The sequence below is a fragment of the Ketobacter sp. MCCC 1A13808 genome (assembly GCF_009746715.1).
Taxonomy (GTDB): Bacteria; Pseudomonadota; Gammaproteobacteria; order Pseudomonadales; family Ketobacteraceae; genus Ketobacter.
This window is the reverse complement of the sequence record NZ_VRKW01000001.1, coordinates 327,686-342,062: the sequence shown is the minus strand read 5'-3', so window position 1 is coordinate 342,062 and position 14,377 is coordinate 327,686. Positions and strand designations below refer to the sequence as shown.

General features: G+C 49.6%; 13 protein-coding genes. 8 read left to right on the top strand and 5 right to left on the bottom strand.

The genetic code is table 11. From position 1 onward, the window contains the following. The first annotated feature begins 45 nt into the window (after positions 1-45). Positions 46-366: a Grx4 family monothiol glutaredoxin gene (gene grxD, locus FT643_RS01595; protein ID WP_156868927.1), complete on the top strand. Its 321-nt coding sequence runs from the start codon at positions 46-48 to the stop codon at positions 364-366. 41 nt (positions 367-407) lie between these two features. On the opposite strand, the gene FT643_RS01590 is transcribed toward grxD, so the two are convergent. Continuing rightward, on the bottom strand, positions 408-2,822 hold the full coding sequence (locus tag FT643_RS01590; protein ID WP_156868926.1) for an EAL domain-containing protein: 2,415 nt from the start codon (positions 2,820-2,822) through the stop codon (positions 408-410). Between the two features lie 303 nt (positions 2,823-3,125). Here FT643_RS01590 and asnS point away from each other — a divergent pair, with 303 nt between their 5' ends. Beyond that, positions 3,126-4,526 carry an asparagine--tRNA ligase gene (gene asnS / locus FT643_RS01585; RefSeq protein ID WP_156868925.1) on the top strand — a complete coding sequence of 467 codons (1,401 nt, stop codon included), beginning with the start codon at positions 3,126-3,128 and terminating at the stop codon, positions 4,524-4,526. A 173-nt stretch (positions 4,527-4,699) separates the two neighbouring features. Continuing rightward, the gene (locus FT643_RS01580; protein WP_156868924.1) at positions 4,700-5,647 is read left to right on the top strand and encodes an alpha/beta fold hydrolase; all 948 of its coding nucleotides are present in this window, start codon (positions 4,700-4,702) and stop codon (positions 5,645-5,647) included. Between the two features lie 23 nt (positions 5,648-5,670). On the opposite strand, the gene FT643_RS01575 is transcribed toward FT643_RS01580, so the two are convergent. Then, a complete protein-coding gene (locus tag FT643_RS01575; RefSeq protein WP_156868923.1) occupies positions 5,671-6,435 on the bottom strand; it encodes a class I SAM-dependent methyltransferase in 765 nt (254 codons plus the stop codon). Positions 6,436-6,577: 142 nt separating this feature from the next. Continuing rightward, entirely contained in the window at positions 6,578-7,225 is a 648-nt protein-coding gene (rnt, locus tag FT643_RS01570; RefSeq protein ID WP_156868922.1) for a ribonuclease T, read from the bottom strand. Between the two features lie 143 nt (positions 7,226-7,368). Between rnt and FT643_RS01565 the strand changes: the two genes are divergently transcribed. From FT643_RS01565 to gloA, 5 genes are all read left to right on the top strand, one after another. Continuing rightward, entirely contained in the window at positions 7,369-8,244 is an 876-nt protein-coding gene (locus tag FT643_RS01565; RefSeq protein WP_156868921.1) for a flagellar protein MotY, read from the top strand. Positions 8,245-8,395: 151 nt separating this feature from the next. After that, positions 8,396-9,616 (top strand): argininosuccinate synthase, encoded by a 1,221-nt coding sequence (locus tag FT643_RS01560; RefSeq protein WP_156868920.1) that lies wholly within the window; start codon positions 8,396-8,398, stop codon positions 9,614-9,616. A gap of 143 nt (positions 9,617-9,759) precedes the next feature. After that, on the top strand, positions 9,760-11,853 hold the full coding sequence (locus FT643_RS01555) for a two-component system response regulator (protein WP_156868919.1): 2,094 nt from the start codon (positions 9,760-9,762) through the stop codon (positions 11,851-11,853). 166 nt (positions 11,854-12,019) lie between these two features. After that, complete coding sequence (locus FT643_RS01550) at positions 12,020-12,904, top strand: oxygenase MpaB family protein (RefSeq protein WP_156868918.1); 885 nt, start codon at positions 12,020-12,022, stop codon at positions 12,902-12,904. 66 nt (positions 12,905-12,970) lie between these two features. Next, a complete protein-coding gene (gene gloA, locus FT643_RS01545; RefSeq protein WP_156868917.1) occupies positions 12,971-13,357 on the top strand; it encodes a lactoylglutathione lyase in 387 nt (128 codons plus the stop codon). 7 nt (positions 13,358-13,364) lie between these two features. Here the strand turns inward: gloA and FT643_RS01540 are convergent, their stop codons facing one another. Together FT643_RS01540 and FT643_RS01535 are read right to left on the bottom strand one after the other, a co-directional pair. After that, positions 13,365-14,048, bottom strand: coding sequence for an alpha/beta hydrolase (locus FT643_RS01540; protein WP_156868916.1), 684 nt, complete (start codon positions 14,046-14,048; stop codon positions 13,365-13,367). An 81-nt stretch (positions 14,049-14,129) separates the two neighbouring features. After that, a complete protein-coding gene (locus FT643_RS01535) occupies positions 14,130-14,345 on the bottom strand; it encodes a Trm112 family protein (protein WP_156868915.1) in 216 nt (71 codons plus the stop codon). Positions 14,346-14,377: the final 32 nt, after the last annotated feature.

Genomic DNA, 14,377 nt, shown 5'->3' with positions numbered 1-14,377 from the left:
CAATGGGCTCTGTTTGCAAACCAATTTTCCGCTATAGGTGCAAAAATGGAAACGCTTGAAGTCATAAAAGACCAAATATCCACCAATAATGTCATTCTTTATATGAAGGGTACCCCCCAGTTCCCCCAGTGCGGTTTCTCTTCCCGTGCCGTTGAAGCATTGATGACCATCGGCAAACCGTTCGCTTACGTCAATATTCTTGAACATCCGGACATCCGTGCGGAACTGCCGAAATACGCCAATTGGCCTACATTTCCGCAATTGTGGGTGAAAGGGGAGTTGTTGGGCGGCAGTGATATTATTATGGAGATGGCTCAGCAGGGTGAGCTGAAAACGGTTATCGATGAAGCGGTTGTTGAAGAATAGCAGCAGCTAGATCTGTGTTCTCACCCGGTGCCTCGGGCCAATCAGTTTGGTAAACGACGAGGTGCCGGGAAAACGCTAATCGTTTCCGGAAGCGCATTGAAATACTCTACTACGTAGTCCATGGCTTCCTCTGCGATGAGCGGCTTGGAAAAGTAGAATCCCTGGATGTAATCACAATCCCGGTCTTTTAACAGTTTGAACTGCTCTTCCGTCTCCACTCCTTCCGCAACCACTTCCAAATTCAGGCGTTTCGCCAATGAGATAATGGTTTCAAGTACGATTAACGATTCTTCATTGTGTTCAAGATCTTTGATAAACGCCCGGTCAATTTTTAACGTGTCGATGGGAAAACGCAGCAAGTAGGCCAGTGACGAATAGCCGGTTCCGAAATCATCCAGCGCAATTCGCACACCCAAGGCTTTTATATCCCTTAGCAAATTAATCGCATGGTTTTCGTTTTGCATCAGTCCGGATTCTGTAATCTCGATTTCAAGCTGATGCGGTTCGACCTTATAGATAGCAAGGCAGCGCTTGATGGTTTGGAGCGGGTTACCATAGTTAAGCTGCACGGGCGACAAATTGACAGAGACACTCAACGGTTTTATGTCGCGCTGATTCCACTGTTCTATTTGTATGCAGCATTGCTCAATCGCCCAATCTCCTAAATTTTGAATGTATCCGCAGTCTTCTGCCATGGGGATGAACAAACCGGGGCTGATCATGCCGCGGGTAGGGTGCTGCCACCGCATCAGGGTTTCGTATTCATAGCGGTGGCCCCCGTTGAGCGGAATTTTCGGTTGGAAGTGCAAAAGGAATTCGTGGTTTTCCAAAGCGGTGCGCATTGAAGACTCTAATTCGATGCGTTCCAGCATAGGGGTATTCATTTGCGCATCGTAGAATCGGAAATTGTTCTTACCATTTGATTTCGCTGAATACATAGCTAAATCGGCGTTTTTCAATAATATTTCAGGGGTATTTCCATCTTTGGGAAACATCGAAATGCCGATACTGGCACTGATGAATATTTCACTGTCTTTGAGCAGAAACGATTGACTCAGTCGTTGCAGTATTCTTTCTGCTACTTTCGCAGCTTCACCGGCCGAACCGATTTTGGAAAGGACAACAGTGAACTCATCTCCGCCCAGTCGTGCAATCATGGCGTCGTTTTCATCGTTCCATTCTCTGGAGCTGTTGCTGAGGACATCGTGACTACGAATGCTTTCCTTGAGTCGTGCACCCACTTGCATTAGCAAGGTATCGCCAAGTTCGTGGCCGAGCCCGTCATTCACATGTTTAAAATTGTCCAGGTCAAAAAATAAAATGGCCACGTGATGTCGTGAAGAATTTGATTTCTCAATCAGCTTTTGAATGGTATCGATGAAATTAACTTTATTCGGCAGCCCGGTCAGGGTGTCAAAGTAAGCCAGCTCCTCGATATGCTGTGATGTATCCTGCAGATGTTTGCGTAAGTCTTCCAGGCTGCCGGAAAGCTGGCCTACTTCATCGCTCCGGTTCATGGTTAGACGTTGTTTGAGGTTGCCATCCATAATATTTTTGACCAGATTCTGAAACTGTTTCAGCGGCTGGGTGATTAATGCGGTGGTCATGCCATGGATAATGAAAAGACTGAATAGCAATGAAATCACAGCCACATAACTCAGCTGTGAATACAGGTTTTCTGAAAATACTTCCTCGTTAAGATTCGGGCTTAAAACGATCAAAGACGCCTGACCGGACAGACTCTGCTGGTTGAGATGAAAACTGGAACGGTTCCAGGTAAATGCCTGAGAATGGTTTGCTGTACCTATATTGCCGGAAATAAGTGCAAGGGCGCTGTCCAATGCAGACGCTAACGAGCTGTCATCAATCAGAATGTCATGGTCGGCGTTTTGCAGCATGAGCATGGTGTGGGATTTTCGTCGGGTTGTTTTAATTAGTCGTTCCAGGTTGTCCAGGCCGATATCAATGCGTAAATGATAGTTCTCGCTAGTTGCATTGAGGGGTAAGGATTGGGTGCTGGATAAGAAAAGGTGGCCATCACTTTGTAAAAAGGCCCGGCCGGGATGATTCTGCAGGTTCTGCAACGGATAACCGGAATGAGTGAGCACTTTTCCGTTCTCGTGTTTGATTTCAATATAGCGGGCAAACGGCTGCTCTTGCCGGAGCTGGTCCAGTTGTGCAGTCAAGTGCACTATCCAGCTGGTTTCGACGCGAGGATCGGTTACAGCGTTCTCGGACTCGATTAAAATTTGAGCAATTGTCTGTTGTAAGTCTGCAAGTGCTTCCTCGCTGGATTGAATAGACCAGGATACTTGTTCAGCGAACATGCCAACCTGCTTTTGGGTAGAGACTTCTACCATGGATGAAAAGCGGCCTTTGGTTAGCGATATGATCACCAGGGAAGGTACCAGCACCAGTAGCACCAGGATGATGAAAAACTTAGTCTGTAATTTCATAGGTCCGCGGGAATTAAAATGACGGTTAAGTAATCAGTATAGATAACTAAGTTAGGGTGCTAGCCCATTGTTAGCATTTTTATGGAAATAAACGTAAGGAAATGCGTTAACAGACTGTTTATTCGGAAATTAGCTGAATACGAATTTGTTGTGATACTGTGAAACCAATCACACCGGCCGTGCAGCTAGCTGTCTGCGTTGAACGGTTTGTTGAGCGTCGGATCCACCAAAGTCACCTTGACGCGCAGACCTTGGTGGGAGAATCTTGTAACGATTAACATCATTGATTAGAAAAGGGTTTTTATGGATTGGCCACTTCAGATTTCCGATTACCTGGCGGCAAAGGCTCCGCTGGGATCTCAGGTGAGTATCCGTGGGTGGGTGCGTACCCGGCGTGATTCCAAGGCGGGTTTCTCTTTTATTAATGTGCATGACGGGTCCGCGTTCGATGGTATACAAGTGGTAGCGGATCAATCGTTGCCGAATTATCAGGACGACGTGCTGAAATTGAGCGCCGGTTGCAGCGTGGAGGTGAGCGGCGAGCTGGTGAAATCCGCCGGTAAAGAGCAGGCGGTGGAACTGCAAGCGCAGGCGATTTCGGTGCTGGGTTGGGTCGATGATCCGGAAACTTATCCTGTTGCGAAAAAACGACACAGTTTCGAATATCTGCGCACGGTGGCTCATTTACGGCCACGGACAAATACATTCGGCGCGGTGGCGCGGGTACGTAACAGTGCCTACCAGGCTATTCATCGTTACTTCTCTGAACGCAGTTTTAACTGGGTAAACACACCGATTATCACCGCAAGCGATTGCGAGGGGGCGGGTGAAATGTTCCGAGTCAGCACCCTGGATCTTTTACAGGTTCCGCGCAACGATAAGGGCGAAATTGATTTCTCTCGTGATTTTTTTGCCGATGAGGCGTTTCTGACGGTATCCGGTCAGCTGAATGGAGAAGCATTTTGTACCGCGTTGTCACGCATTTACACCTTTGGACCTACCTTCCGCGCCGAGAACTCTCACACCAGCCGGCATCTGGCCGAATTCTGGATGGTGGAGCCGGAAGTGGCCTTTGCCAATCTGCAGGATAACGCGGATATGGCGGAAGAATTCCTACAGACAATTTTTAAAGCGGTGCTCAACGAGTGCGGCGATGATATGGCGTTCTTCGCCCAGCATGTCAATGCCGATGCCATCACCCGGCTGCAATCCATCGTCGATTCCGAGTTTGTTAGAATGGATTATTCCGAGGCGATTACCATCTTGGAAAAGTGCGGCAAACAGTTTGAATTTCCCTTGCATTGGGGTGTCGATTTGCAATCAGAGCACGAGCGCTACCTGGCAGAAGAGCATGTCGGCCGGCCGGTGATTCTGATGAATTATCCTAAGTCTATTAAGGCGTTTTATATGCGGGCCAACGACGATGATAAAACCTGTGCTGCCATGGATGTACTGGCTCCGGGAATTGGTGAAATCATCGGGGGCAGTCAGCGCGAAGAACGGCTGGACTTGTTGGATGAAAAAATGGATGCACTCGGGCTCAAAGAGGACCTGTGGTGGTATCGGGATCTGCGCCGATATGGAACGGTGCCCCACGCAGGATTTGGTTTGGGCTTTGAACGGTTACTTAACTATATCACCGGTCTGGACAACGTTCGCGATGTGATTCCATTCCCTCGTGTGCCCGGAAGTGCCTTGTTTTAAAGTCCCCAAGCTGAAACTGGTAAAGTGAAAACGGCAGACCTATATCCCTAAGTAACACAACATTGCCACACAAAAACTCAACTGTACCCTTTTGTTTTGTGTGGCACACTCGTGCATCTTATAGTACACAAAGTCAATCAAACGGCTGACAGCAGCTGAAGTAAGAGGAAGTTTTGAGCCTATTTGAATCCCCAGAACTTAAGAACCTATCCCGCTACGTTCGTGGTTACCTGGGTGGGTTGCGTTCGCTTTGTATGGATATTGAGGGCGAAGAGTTCAAGTATCTGGAAGGAGGCAAAGAGGGGAGCAAAGCCGAGACCATTATATTCATACATGGGATGATGGGCTCGAAAACGCAGTGGCGCAGTATGATGCGCGCGTACACCGAACATTATCGGGTGATTTCTCTTGATGTTCCGGGACTCAGCCTGCACACCAATTTTGCCCAGAAAAAGCACACCCTAAGGCAGTTAGCCATATGGTTGGAAAAAGTCATTCTGCACTTGAGAGTGGCCAACGTGCATTTGGTGTGTCATTCCATGGGTTGCGCCGTAGGAGCGTATTTTGCGGCGACCAGACCGGAGCTGGTGAAATCGGCTACCTTTATTTCGTTCCCGGACGTATTTAAAAACAAGGGAGAACTGTTCAGGGAGTATCTTGAGGAAATCAACGACATCATGGACAGCAATAGTTTGCTGCCTTTGCAGAATTTTTATCGGCGTACTTTTGCGAGCCCTCCTACTATCCCGAATGTCGTGCTGCGTTACAATTTACGTGAAGTGAAAAAGTACAAGAGCCGCTTAGTGAATAGCATGCACGATTTGGCCAGTTCCAGCCCCTTACTGATGGCGCAAATTCGCCAGATCCGATCCGTTACGTTGATTCTGAATGGTGATGAGGACAGGGTGACGCCGTTATTGCGGGAACCTTACTGGAAAATAACCTTGCCGGACGCGGAGTATCTGCAATTATCCGAGTGCGGACATATGCTGCATATGGAGAAGGCGGAATTTGCATCGGGTCTTCACCGGGAGTTTCTGGATCGCTATCGCGCAGCGGGTGCGTTCGAGCCCAGACATGACAAGTCGGACGACACCGGTCAATACGCAATTTCCGACTAATGACCGGGCTATTGGCGCTGGTCTCACTCTGATTTTTTTCCTGCGTACAGTATCAACGGCCAGTGAATTGGCTGTTCTTTCTTTGGATCACCCCAAGCGGCTTTGATCTCATCAAAATGCAATTCAAGGGGATTTGTATTGTTCGTTTTCTCGTAGAGTTTTACCGCAGACCAGGTGTTGAGATAGCCGATAAGTTCATCGAATGTCCAGCGTGTGCGCATATAAAACGGCGGGTTATCCAGGCGCGGGTAGGGGAACGCAATGCGCGTATAGCCGTTATCCAAAAGCGCACGTTCCGGTGGCCAGTATGGTCCTACAATTTCGCTATGAAAGCGTTCGATTGTTGCGTCCAGAGGAGTGTCGGTATAAAGCAATTGGTAACCCCAGGCTGCGAATAACCCGCCAGGCTTTAGCGTACGGTCAACCTCTTTAAAAAAGCGGGCATGATCGAACCAATGGATGGCTTGTGCCACGGTGATCAGGTCGATGCTGTTATCGGCTGCGTCGATGTGTTCGGCCGGGCTGACAAAAAATTTCAGATTGTCTCCGGGTTGGGTTTGCGCGATTTGTTCAGCGCTGGCATCGGTTGCGATAACCTGCTGAAAATACCCCGACAGCGCGATCGCTGCCTGTCCATTACCGCAACCGATATCCCACGCCAGCTGTTTGTTGGGGGCTGTTGTCGCTAAATATTGGTACAAGTCGTCCGGATAAATTGGGCGAAAACGCCTGTAGCTATCAGCACCGGAAGAAAAATAATCTTTAAACGAATTATCCTGCTTACTCATAATGATCGCCTTGCAACGTAAAGGGATGTTCAGGATACCCTTATTATGATGAAAGAGAAGTCAGCCAGGTAAATGTCCGGTATTCGCGCATCCCCTCATGCGCTTTCTTTGCCGTTTCTCCCAATATCGGCGCGCCGTGTGGTTAAAGCGGGTGGCCGTCGTTTTCCCGCAGCGGCCATCCGCCCATTGCTTTCCATCTGTTCACCACCCAGCAAAAGAATTCGGCTGTTTTCATGGCGTCGTAAATAGCGGAATGGGCTTCCGAATTACTGAATTGGATATGTGCTGCACGGCAGGCTTTGGCCAAAACCGTCTGACCAACCGCCAGGCCGCCGATGGTGGCAGTATCGAAGCAGGAGAAAGGATGAAACGGGTTGCGTTTGATGCCATTACGGTTGACGGCAGCGTTTACAAAATCCCGGTCGAAAAAAGCGTTGTGGCCTACCAGGATGCTGCGGGTGCAATTGGCTTCTTTCATGGCCTGTCGCACTGCACGGAACATATCTTTGATCGCGACGACTTCATCCACCGCACCTCGGAATGGGTGGTAGGGGTCGATACCGGTAAAATCCAGGGCGGCCTGTTCTATGTTGGCACCCTCGAAGGGCACCACATGGTGGTGAATCTGCTGTCCCGGAATCAGGTTGCCGTTTTCATCCATATCCAGGATGACAGCAGCAATTTCCAATAACGCATCGGTCTCATGGTTAAAGCCACCGGTCTCAACATCGATGACTACAGGAAGATAGCCACGGAAGCGGTTACACAGGGCGGTATTATCGTCACTCATCAGGGCAAGTTCTTATGAATAAGCCGCGATGCTAACTTACCACCGTACAGGGCACAAATTTTTTACACCAAAATACCCACCAGAGGGCTCAAGAATCCGCTCAGGGGGTCGATAGAATAAGGTATTACCCGGTTTTATTAACCATGGATAGCTGGTTGGACGATGTGAATATGTGGCGTATCCTTCTGATTATTTTAGCTTTTTTGGCCCCGAGTCCGGCGTTCTCTCATACCTACGAGGCGCGGGTGGATGAGTCCGTCTGGCATTTGGACCCTTCTCCTTTGCAATGTCGCCTGTGGCAATCCGTTCCCAATTACGGCGACGCCGTATTTGAAGCCAATGCGGGACAAACGCTGCAATTCTATATGGATTTGTATCGACCCATAAGCCGGGGTGGAAAAGCCGAGATGTCGGTAGAGGCACCGGAATGGCGCAGCGGATTGGTCTCCAGGCCGATCGGCACCACGGATTTCAAAGCGGGGCGACGACCCATCGAGTTAGCTGAAGAGGTCGCGAACCAAATGCTGGCGGAGTTGCAGGTGGGGATGACGCCGTCTTTCAGTCACCCCGGCTGGTTTAACGAACATCCGGTCACAGTGGGCGTTTCGGCGGTGAATTTTCAACGTGCTTACCGTGACTATCTATCCTGTGTGTCGGGCTTGTACCCGGCGAACTTTGAAGAGCTACGCCAGTCCAGGCTGCTGTTCGGAATCAATAAAGTTGGAATTAATCCCGAAATTCAGCAACGCCTGGATTTGATTGCCGGTTATATCAACCTGGATCCTTCCATAAAGAAAATATACATTGACGGTTACGCCGACAAGCCAGGCCGGCGTGGTCACAATTGGGAGCTTTCCCGCTTGCGTGCTGCGGCGGTGAAAACCTATCTTGAAGAGCAGGGCGTGATGCCGGAATTAATAGTGATGAACTACCACGGTGAAGGCCGCAGCTCCAGACGCTTCCAGAAAGAGCAATATTCTGCAGACGACCGCCGTGCCTCGATACGCCTGGTGAGGTAGTCCATGCCAGCTTTCCCAGGCTGAGTTTGCATGAACAAACCCTGTTACAGGGTCAATGGGACCACCGGGCGGTAGGAAATCATCCCGCCAATCAGGTACAATACGCGCCTTTTCAGTTTGACCATTTATTTCTGTGGAAGGGATCGTACGCATGTCTGATATCAACAAGGTGGTGCTTGCCTATTCTGGCGGTCTGGATACCTCTGTCATTGTAAAATGGCTGCAGGAAAGCTATCAGTGCGAGGTGGTCACGTTTACCGCCGATCTGGGGCAGGGAGAAGAAGTCGAGCCCGCCCGAGCCAAAGCCGAGGCCATGGGAATCAAAGAAATTTTCATTGAGGACGTGCGGGAAGAGTTCGTGCGTGACTTTGTATTCCCCATGTTTCGCGCTAACACCATCTATGAAGGTGAGTACCTGCTGGGCACGTCAATCGCACGTCCGCTCATTGCCAAGCGTCTGGTGGAAATAGCGGAAGAAACCGGAGCGGATGCGATCTCTCACGGGGCCACCGGCAAAGGCAACGATCAGGTGCGATTTGAGTTGGGCGCTTACGCATTGCAACCGGGTATTAAGGTGATTGCGCCTTGGCGCGAATGGAACCTGACCTCGCGCGAAACACTAATGAACTATGCACAGGAACATCAGATTCCGGTGGATTTCTCTAAAGCCGGTAAAAAATCCCCTTATTCTATGGACGCTAATCTACTCCATATTTCTTATGAAGGCGGCATTCTGGAAGACCCCTGGTCAGAACCGGAAGAGGACATGTGGCGTTGGTCCGTGAGCCCTGAGAACGCGCCAGACCAGCCCACCTATATTGAGCTGAGCTACGAAGGCGGCGATATCGTGGCTATTGACGGGGTGCGTCTGGCGGCCCATGAAGTACTGGCACAGCTGAACAAAGTCGGCGGCGACAATGGCATTGGCAGAGTTGATATTGTTGAGAACCGTTATGTGGGTATGAAAGCCCGCGGCGCCTACGAAACACCCGGCGGGACCATTATGATGCGTGCTCACCGCGCCATAGAATCGATTACCCTGGATCGGGAAGTGGCTCACCTGAAAGACAGCTTGATGCCCAAATACGCCGAGCTGATTTATAACGGCTACTGGTGGAGCCCGGAGCGGACCATGCTGCAGGCGATGATTGATCAGACCCAGGATGTAGTGAACGGCGTGGTGCGACTAAAACTGTATAAAGGCAATGTCACGGTCGTTGGCCGACAATCGGACCAATCCTTGTTTGATGATCGTATTGCCACGTTCGAAGACGATGCCGGAGCGTACGATCAGAAGGATGCCGAAGGCTTTATCAAACTCAATGCACTGCGTCTGCGCATTGCTGCCTCGAAAGGTCGTAAACTTAAATAACATCTTTTGTAACAACGAGTTAATTTTGGTTTAAAAAAGCTCTGGCTAGTGTTGGCAGGGCTTTTTTTGTATCTGAATCCGAGCACTGCACCAATCTGAAACTATACTCAAGTCTTAATGCTCACCGAACTTAAGAAAACCTTATGAATGATCAAACGCCGCTCGTTATCGTTGGTGATCCGCTGGATAACAACATCGCGTATTACACTGAAGTGATTCAAGCTTTGGGTGCACAATGCCTGGCTGCAGTCAGCGGTAAGAACCTGGTTAATCTGGTGGTTAGCCACCAGCCGGCACTGGTCATTTTGGATTCGCAGCTAGCGGATCCGGATGCCTATCAATTGTTAAACCTTTTAAAGTCAGGCAAAAAATCCCGCCATATTCCGGTGTTGTTTGTTGTCGGGAATCTATCCGAACGTAAGATGAGCTTGTATCAAGCCATGTTTACGTTGGTGGACGTACTGACTAAACCCCTGTCGGAGAAGAAGTTACAACGAGTTTTGACGGATTACCTGAAACAATATCGTTACCGCCGGGCGATCGAACAACTGGCCGTAAAATCAAAAGGTAAAAAAGCGGACAGCAATCACGATGGGGTATTGGCGATAGACGAACGCGGCCAGATATTGTTTGCAAACCACGAAGCTGAACGAATTCTGAAAGTCAGTAGTCTGCAATTAGCAGGCACTTATCTGGAAAGTCTGTTTGAACATTCCTGCTCAAAAGTACGTTCGAACTGGAAAGAACATCCGGTATCCAAGGTGACCTCCCGCGAGCAAATTTTGCAAGTCGATAAATCAATATTGTGGCGAGGTGACGGTATCGCAATCAGCGTAAAATTTGCGGCTGTACCGTTAACAAACAAACACAATATCCATTTGCTGTTCGCTTTCCATGAACTTAAAGACACACGGGAATCGAAAGATAAACTGGCGTCATTATCCAAAATTGATCACCTGACTAATCTGCCTTTACGTGCCTCTTTGGAAGATTCCATTGATCGCAATATGCTGAAGGCGGGAATCTCGGGGTTTTATTTCGCCCTGCTGTGTGTGGATCTGGATCACTTTCGGTATATCAACGAAAGCCTGGGACACGATCGTGGTGATTTGCTGATTAAGGCAGTTTCTGAACGTATTCTTGAAGTTGTGCGGCGCGATGATTTAGTGGGTCGCATGGAAGGGGACGAGTTTGTCGTGGTGCTCACTCATATCGATATACCGGAAAACGCCGGCATGGTAGCCAACAAGATTATCGAACGCGTTCGTGAACCTTTTTTAATTGATGGTCATGAAGTTTTTACTGGTTGTTCGATTGGCGTAAGTGTTTATCCCACCTGTGGTGATGATGCTAAAACCCTTCTTAAAAATGCAGAAGCCTCTTTGGTGAGGGCCAAAGCCATTGGTCGCAACAGCTATCAATATTTCACAGTCGAAATGAATAAGCTGCGGCTTGAACAAATGCAGATGGAATTTGAACTGCGTCAGGCTGTGGAACAGAAGCAATGGCGTATTCAGTATCTACCGGTCGCCCATTTCGATAGCCGCGCGGTAGTGGCTTGTGAGGTTCGCTTGAGTTGGGTGCACCCCAAGCGCGGTGAAATTGCACTGGAAACGTTCCTGGCCGCAGCAGAGGAAGCGGGCCTGGCGGCGGATATTTTCCGCTGGTTATGGATGCAGGCTTTACAGCGTTTCGAATCACTGGAAAGTGAGGCCAAAGACAAAGTGCGCCTTATATTACCCATGTCACCCGCGATTCTGCTGCAGGATGGTGGGGTGGATTGGGTGATTACCTCGATAGCGCAAGTGGGGCTGGCCAGCGATCAGATCTATCTGGAATTACCGGAAACCTATTATACCGTGCGTTTGGGGCAGCACGGTGAAGTGCTGAATGAACTTTGTCGCAACGGCTTTAATCTGATTCTGGATAGCTTCGGCACCGGATACGCGCCGTTATCGTTGCTTAAAGATGTGCCGTATTCCCTGGTGAAATTAAGCGATAGCTTTGTATCTGTCTGTGATATCTCCAAATCCGATCAGGCCATCATAAAAGGGGTAATCGACATGGCTCACCAATTGGGTATGCAGGTCATGGCTGCCGCCGTTGATTCTGAAGCCCAGCAGCAGTTCTTGCAAGCGGTGGCCTGTGACTGGTTGACTGGCGAAGCAGTGGAGCGGGCTCTGGATGAAACCCCCCAGAAACTGGATGCGATGGGTCTGTACGTGATGCCCGGCTAAGCAAGGGGACGTGTCCTTATCTGTAATTGCCATCAGTTTGAATGATTTGGTCAATGTACACTGCTGTAATCAGTGATACAAATATGCTTACATGTCTCGGTGGGCGTTGTTTCGCACCGGGGCAGATGGATAGCGTTATTGGTTGCAATGTACATGAGGTTTCAGAATGCCGGCGATTAATTCAACCCAAACACCGACACAAAAAGACAGCGCTCAGAGGCCGTCTCCATTGACCCCCAAGGAGTGGGATCAACAATTTCCCGGCGTGTTGGATGCCATTGCGATTATGGCCGGCGCTGCCAATGTGATAATGCAACTGGCCCGGTTACCGGTAGGTCATGGGGTGGTGGAGAGCCGTGTTGAAAGTGGCGCGTTGTTCAAACATCCGATTAAACGAGCGCGTACCACCATTACCTATCTCGGCATTGTCTGGCTTGGCACCGCGGAAGAAAAGCAGCTGTATCGTGCAGCCGTAAACGGTGCCCATCGGCAAGTGCATTCCACTGAACAATCCAAGGTTAAATACAATGCCTTCGATCCGGAGTTACAGATGTGGGTAGCGGCCTGTTTGTATTGGGGCATTGTGGATACCAACCAAAAACTGGGTTATCGGATGAGCCCGTCGCAACGCCAGGCGTTTTATCGGTTGGGTTCGCAGTTAGGTACCACGCTGCAGGTAAAAGCGGATATGTGGCCTGCGGATGAAGACGCTTTTGAGCGCTACTGGCAAGAAGGGCTCGCGAAAATGGAAATTGACGAGACCACACGTGACTTTTTTAATCGCTTGATTGATCTGGAGTTCTTGCATCCGATTCTCAGTAAATTATTCGGCCCGGTGAATCGCTTTATGACCATCGGCTTTCTACCTCCGGCGTTCCGCGATGAATTGTGTGTTGCTTGGGATAGCGGCAAGCAACGTAAATTCGAACGCTTGATGTCGGTGATCCGAAGCGTGAATTGCGCAACGCCGCGGGTGCTGCGTCAGCTGCCGTTCTATTATGTAATGTGGGATTTTCGTCGTCGGGTCAGTAAGGGTGTTCCACTGGTGTAACTGGAATATTGTAGTCGTTACCTGTTCTCTATAATCTTACCTTGGTTTAAAGAGAGGAGAGAGACCATGAGATTACTACACACCATGATCCGCGTAACGAATCTGGACGCGTCTTTAGCATTCTATACCGAAGTCCTGGGCATGAAATTGTTGCGTAAGAAGGATTATCCCGACGGCAAGTTCACGCTGGCCTTTGTGGGGTTTGGTGCAGAGTCGGAGCAGGCTTGTCTGGAGCTGACCCACAACTGGGACACCGATCAATACGAGCTGGGCAACGCCTATGGGCATGTGGCTCTGGAGGTCGACGACGTTTACAAAGCCTGTGATGCAATCCGTGAGCGGGGCGGGGTGATTACCCGAGAGCCCGGTCCGATGAAGCATGGCTCCACCATCCTGGCCTTTGTCAAAGACCCGGATGGTTATTCTATTGAGCTGCTGGGCAAGAAAAGCTAATCCGGTATCAGTCTTTTAATAGCTCAGTAATCCAGGTGCCTATTTGACGGATTTCAGGCATACATACTTCGTGGCCCATAGGGTAAGTGGTCCAGTCCACCTTGTATTCATGTTGCTGCAACCATTCATAAGCGAGGTAGGCTACGGGTTCTTTCACCATGTCATCTGCAGTGCCCTGAGCAATATGGATCGTTATATTCTGGTTCGTGGTCCTGGCGGTGTCATCCAACAATTGTGGATTAGGCATGTAGGTGGATAACGCAATCAGACCCGCTAATTTTTGCGGATACTGAAGTCCGGTGTGATAGACCACTGCACCTCCCTGGGAAAAACCAATCAGCAGAATTTTTTCGCAAGGAATGCCTTGCTCAATTTGCTGTTCGATCAACAGCGACACTGCCATGCGTGAATCTTCCAGATGGGATTGGTTGATTTCACGCACCTCGGTAAGCGCCAGAATGTCATACCATGCCGGCATCACATAACCTGAGTTGCAAGACACGGGAATACTGGGTGCATGGGGAAAAATAAAGCGTACTGACAAGTCATCCGCTAACGGCAGGTGGGGAACCACCGGGATAAAATCGTGGCCACTTGCACCCAGTCCATGTAGCCAGATAACACAGGCGGTGGCTTCTCGTCCGGGTTCGATAATTTCGTATTCAAGTAAAGTTTGGGAGGTTTTTGGCATAATTTACCTGGAGGCACTTTGGAGCAGGCTCGGTGCATAAACTAGAGAAAAGCTCTAACACCGTTTGCCTGCACACCGGGGTTAATATTGGGGAGGGCGGGGGCGGCGCTTGTAGGATTCTTTTTCATCCAGGCTAATGGTACGGGCTTCTTCTTCCAGCATCACGGCGATGCCGTCCCGCACCGGATACGCCATATTGCTGGCCAGGCAGATTAACTCGGATTTATCGGCATCGTATTCCAGTTTGGCTTTGCTCACTGGGCAAACCAGAATTTCCAATAGTTTGGTCTCGAACATACTCAGGCGTTCCTTAATCAGGCTATTGCTTC

What these genes read in the sequence shown, in the direction of transcription:
- grxD (WP_156868927.1), top strand. Translation starts at nt 46, where the DNA reads ATGGAAACGCTTGAAGTCATAAAAGACCAAATATCCACCAATAATGTC.
- FT643_RS01590 (WP_156868926.1), bottom strand. Translation starts at nt 2,822, where the DNA reads ATGAAATTACAGACTAAGTTTTTCATCATCCTGGTGCTACTGGTGCTG.
- asnS (WP_156868925.1), top strand. Translation starts at nt 3,126, where the DNA reads ATGGATTGGCCACTTCAGATTTCCGATTACCTGGCGGCAAAGGCTCCG.
- FT643_RS01575 (WP_156868923.1), bottom strand. Translation starts at nt 6,435, where the DNA reads ATGAGTAAGCAGGATAATTCGTTTAAAGATTATTTTTCTTCCGGTGCT.
- rnt (WP_156868922.1), bottom strand. Translation starts at nt 7,225, where the DNA reads ATGAGTGACGATAATACCGCCCTGTGTAACCGCTTCCGTGGCTATCTT.
- FT643_RS01565 (WP_156868921.1), top strand. Translation starts at nt 7,369, where the DNA reads ATGGATAGCTGGTTGGACGATGTGAATATGTGGCGTATCCTTCTGATT.
- FT643_RS01560 (WP_156868920.1), top strand. Translation starts at nt 8,396, where the DNA reads ATGTCTGATATCAACAAGGTGGTGCTTGCCTATTCTGGCGGTCTGGAT.
- FT643_RS01555 (WP_156868919.1), top strand. Translation starts at nt 9,760, where the DNA reads ATGAATGATCAAACGCCGCTCGTTATCGTTGGTGATCCGCTGGATAAC.
- FT643_RS01550 (WP_156868918.1), top strand. Translation starts at nt 12,020, where the DNA reads ATGCCGGCGATTAATTCAACCCAAACACCGACACAAAAAGACAGCGCT.
- gloA (WP_156868917.1), top strand. Translation starts at nt 12,971, where the DNA reads ATGAGATTACTACACACCATGATCCGCGTAACGAATCTGGACGCGTCT.
- FT643_RS01540 (WP_156868916.1), bottom strand. Translation starts at nt 14,048, where the DNA reads ATGCCAAAAACCTCCCAAACTTTACTTGAATACGAAATTATCGAACCC.
- FT643_RS01535 (WP_156868915.1), bottom strand. Translation starts at nt 14,345, where the DNA reads ATGTTCGAGACCAAACTATTGGAAATTCTGGTTTGCCCAGTGAGCAAA.